Here is a 3,394-nt window from a genome sequence, read left to right on the forward strand (position 1 = left end):
CAATCCACCGTTCAAACACCGCTGCCCCAAAGGGTGACGAGTTCACATTCTGCGCTTGAACGGGGAGAATGGCAAAAAGCACAACTGCGCTAGCTGTAGCAAATCGAAAAATTTTCATCAGTAATGCAGATATGGGGAATTGAGCAGGACGAGGAAAATTTTCTAACGAGTGGGACCAAAGGTTTGAACGAAACTCATCCAGCGGTTAACTTTACCGCCTGTGATATTAAAAATTGGGACATCAAAGACCTGCGTTCGTCCTGGAAAGCCTTCCCCACCTGACCAGTAAATGACTGTATGCTCTGGTGTGCCCAATCCGTAAGCAACAGCAAGGTTTGCAGCAAGATCACAGGAAATCCGAAAGTTCCCCATATTAATGCTGCCATTGCCTGAAAAATAACTCCAACCGATCCCCCCGCCAACTCGTCCCGTTTGGCACAGATTGTGGGTGACTTCAAACATCTTGGCAATATGCACGTCATAAATCCGAAGATGTCCGCCATAAGCAGAAGCAGTCGTGTTTGTGTCTGGGACAACCATTTCCATCATGCCCTCATCAAACATCAGGCGCATTGGCAGTGCGGTTGATGCCCCAGCATTTGTCGCCGTGGATAGGACACAAGCTGATGCAGCAGTCGCGATCGTCAGCCAAAATTTCCAGCAAATCCTCATGGTAATCACCCCTTATCTGGCACGTCACCGAATTCCTTCTTCTAGAATTCCCGCTACGCTATGTTCGCTATCAAATCATTTGATTGCGCTTGCATTTCAGGTAGCTCCAATGGCAAGTAACGAATTCCTATGGAGCATGTAGGCGTTTGCCGGGAATATTAGGAGAGGGACTGCTGAATCTGGTTGTCGATCGCGTTTTGCCGTAGGCAAATGATTTATCAATACAGTTGCTACAGCCTGTGTTTGTCGCTCTCAGTGAATTAATGGGATATCTATGAACCTTGTCAAGCATCCTGAAAAGTGGATTAGTTTATTGCTGGCTGGTACTTTAGCCGTCCTGGGTGGTTCAAAAGCCCTTGCCAATACTCGATATGGAGCGCAAAGCTTAGGGGGGAGTACCAGTCTCAGTTGGATGTTTCAAGGGGTTTCGATCCCACGCGGTGGCATTCAACCCATACCTGTCGGCTATGCCTGCGTTGTGCGTGACACGTTGGGTGGAATGGCTCGGATTGCGTATGCTCATCGCTACCGGATTGTTGTTTATCCTGGAAGTGATCATTTGTCGCTTCAGCCCTTAGCGGGTGCTATGATTCGCCCTGAAGGATCGGGTTGGATTGTTCAAAGTCAAGACCCATTCCCAGAGCAAGAACTTTGGTCTGCTCCTCAGGTCAGGATTACAGGTGGATGGTTTGACAATGAAGATACGGTTGAGTCACTAGATGCAGCATGTCTCAACGGAGGTGTGACAGCGACGCTACGGATGATTAGCCAGCAGCATGGGTTAAATCTTACAATTCCGTAACGGAGCTTTGCCTGTGGAAACTTCCCCTTTGATCGCTGTTCATCACTTCAGCAGATTATATTGTTTCCAAAATCATGCAAGTTCTGCGTCACTTGACCATTCTGATCAGTTCTAGCAGTAGTGTACTTCGATAAGTGAAACAATTAGGGTGTGTTAAATCTGACTCAATATTTTTACTCTGGGAATCCTACTGAATGTTACCACCTACTTTAAATACTAAAGAACAGTGGCTAAGGGCGCTAAACCTGCCTCTTGATCAACTTCCTTTAATTCCTACTTATTTAGAGTATTTTTTGCATGACTTGAAAAATCGTTCTCTCAATTACACGGTTACAGATGTAGATGTGGTGATTGAGTCCTCTCCTTTTGATAAGATCTCGTTTCTGTCAAAGCAAGAAGCACCGCCTTCTGAGTATCCATTTAGTACTAATCGAGGGGGATATGTTATTTCTCTAAACCTTGCTCGGTTAATTGGGTTGAATACTACTCCTGGTAATTACATACTTTGCCATAGTCCTTTGTATCAGCAGGAGGATATGCTTATTTCTCAGGTCGAAGATGGATCACCCCAATTTTTGGGCTATATCATAGACTCATCCATGCCGCAGCAGATTTCAACTGCTATTCATTGGGGGGATAATCTTGATCAAGTTGCGGGTGGAATAAGAAATTCGCTGTGGAACCAATACAACGAGGATGATTTACGAATTAAAAAATACCGTGATAACCCTTATTCTGGTCAGCACTTATTATCTATTCCTTGCTGTTATGGAATCGTCATTGATCGTCAGCGCAGAGTACATGCCCTTTACGAGCTGACTCCTGTTGGAGTCGTTGTAGAACCAGGATATCAAGGATATCGATTGCCTGAAATACCAAGCACTACTCTGACACTCGCACAGTGGTTGGCGTTACTTGAATATTTGCCAAAGGGAGAAGTATGGCTGTGTGATAATCCTTTTGAGAATAGAGGGCATAGAGGGATAGTTGTTGAAACCAATTTCTCTGGAGAAAAGGCAAAATATCTTGTTCTCGATATGCATGGCTTTATTAGCTTTCAAGTGCCAGTTAGCAGTATTTTCATGGTTGCTCCGACACCCAATCGACTCTCCTGGGTCCCAGGATCATCTTGTCCATACTTTCCAAAAATTGATTGTAGTCTAGATATCTAATTTTCTGCTGGCAGCAATAATATGGTCATCTGCTGCTGATATTGATTTTGACCGACTGGGCAATTTAATTTAATGAAATTGGGAAAACTCCTAGAACATTGAACTCGGACTGACATCCCTTTGGCTTGTGTCAGGCTGTTCAGCAGGAACAACCTGTCCCATCATTACTGCCTGTTGAGAGCAGCACTCCCTGAACGATGACATATGGGGTAAAGATAGTTATTTGTATTAGCGGGAACAATAACCTCAGAAAATTTGTATGGTGATGGGGTATCTATCTGAATGAAGGATTTTGGGTTGTGTCGCAAAAACGATGGAGTGACAAACGAGCTATACCTGTCTCGTTGTTTCAAGCACCGATTCCGAACATTGCTTCAACAAACCTAGCTTGAGAGACACTGTCCCCTCGATCGATACCATTAACCTGTCCTTTGCGGATCATATTCATTGCCTCGATCCCACTTAAGGTTCTCCTGGCACTGTTAAACGTCTTGAACCCCATCATCGGCTTCACAATGCGCTTGATGTTTCGATGATCCTGCTCAACGATATTGTTTAAGTATTTGCTCTGCCTCAGCTCTGTCTTCTGATCAATTACCTCATCCCCTTTCAGCATCTCGGTTGCGACGGGATAAGCCGCATTCTGATCAACGGTAATGACCCGTGGAGCATGAGTGTGCTGACCTTTCAGGACTTTGCGAAAGAATCTTGCGGCAGCTTTCGCATCTCGCTTGGCGCTCAGCATAAA

The 3,394-nt window shown here is 45.0% G+C and carries 4 protein-coding genes; 2 read left to right on the forward strand and 2 right to left on the reverse strand.

Annotated elements, in window-relative coordinates; all coding sequences use genetic code 11:
- Positions 1-162 precede the first annotated feature (162 nt).
- Positions 163-672 carry a hypothetical protein gene (locus H6F80_RS21060; RefSeq protein ID WP_190793486.1) on the reverse strand — a complete coding sequence of 170 codons (510 nt, stop codon included), beginning with the start codon at positions 670-672 and terminating at the stop codon, positions 163-165.
- Positions 673-946: 274 nt separating this feature from the next.
- Here H6F80_RS21060 and H6F80_RS21065 point away from each other — a divergent pair, with 274 nt between their 5' ends.
- Complete coding sequence (locus tag H6F80_RS21065; RefSeq protein WP_190793487.1) at positions 947-1,474, forward strand: hypothetical protein; 528 nt, start codon at positions 947-949, stop codon at positions 1,472-1,474.
- Positions 1,475-1,668: 194 nt separating this feature from the next.
- Positions 1,669-2,646: a hypothetical protein gene (locus H6F80_RS21070; protein WP_190793488.1), complete on the forward strand. Its 978-nt coding sequence runs from the start codon at positions 1,669-1,671 to the stop codon at positions 2,644-2,646.
- A 349-nt stretch (positions 2,647-2,995) separates the two neighbouring features.
- Here the strand turns inward: H6F80_RS21070 and H6F80_RS21075 are convergent.
- The coding region (locus H6F80_RS21075; protein ID WP_190793489.1) for a DDE-type integrase/transposase/recombinase at positions 2,996-3,394 on the reverse strand (399 nt) is incomplete at its 5' end.

This window comes from Leptolyngbya sp. FACHB-711 (assembly GCF_014695615.1).
Classification (GTDB): domain Bacteria; phylum Cyanobacteriota; class Cyanobacteriia; order Elainellales; family Elainellaceae; genus Leptolyngbya_A.

Bases quoted from the DNA above. Each gene is read 5' to 3' on its own strand.
- H6F80_RS21070 (WP_190793488.1), top strand. From the start codon at position 1,669: ATGTTACCACCTACTTTAAATACTAAAGAACAGTGGCTAAGGGCGCTA.
- H6F80_RS21065 (WP_190793487.1), top strand. From the start codon at position 947: ATGAACCTTGTCAAGCATCCTGAAAAGTGGATTAGTTTATTGCTGGCT.
- H6F80_RS21060 (WP_190793486.1), bottom strand. From the start codon at position 672: ATGAGGATTTGCTGGAAATTTTGGCTGACGATCGCGACTGCTGCATCA.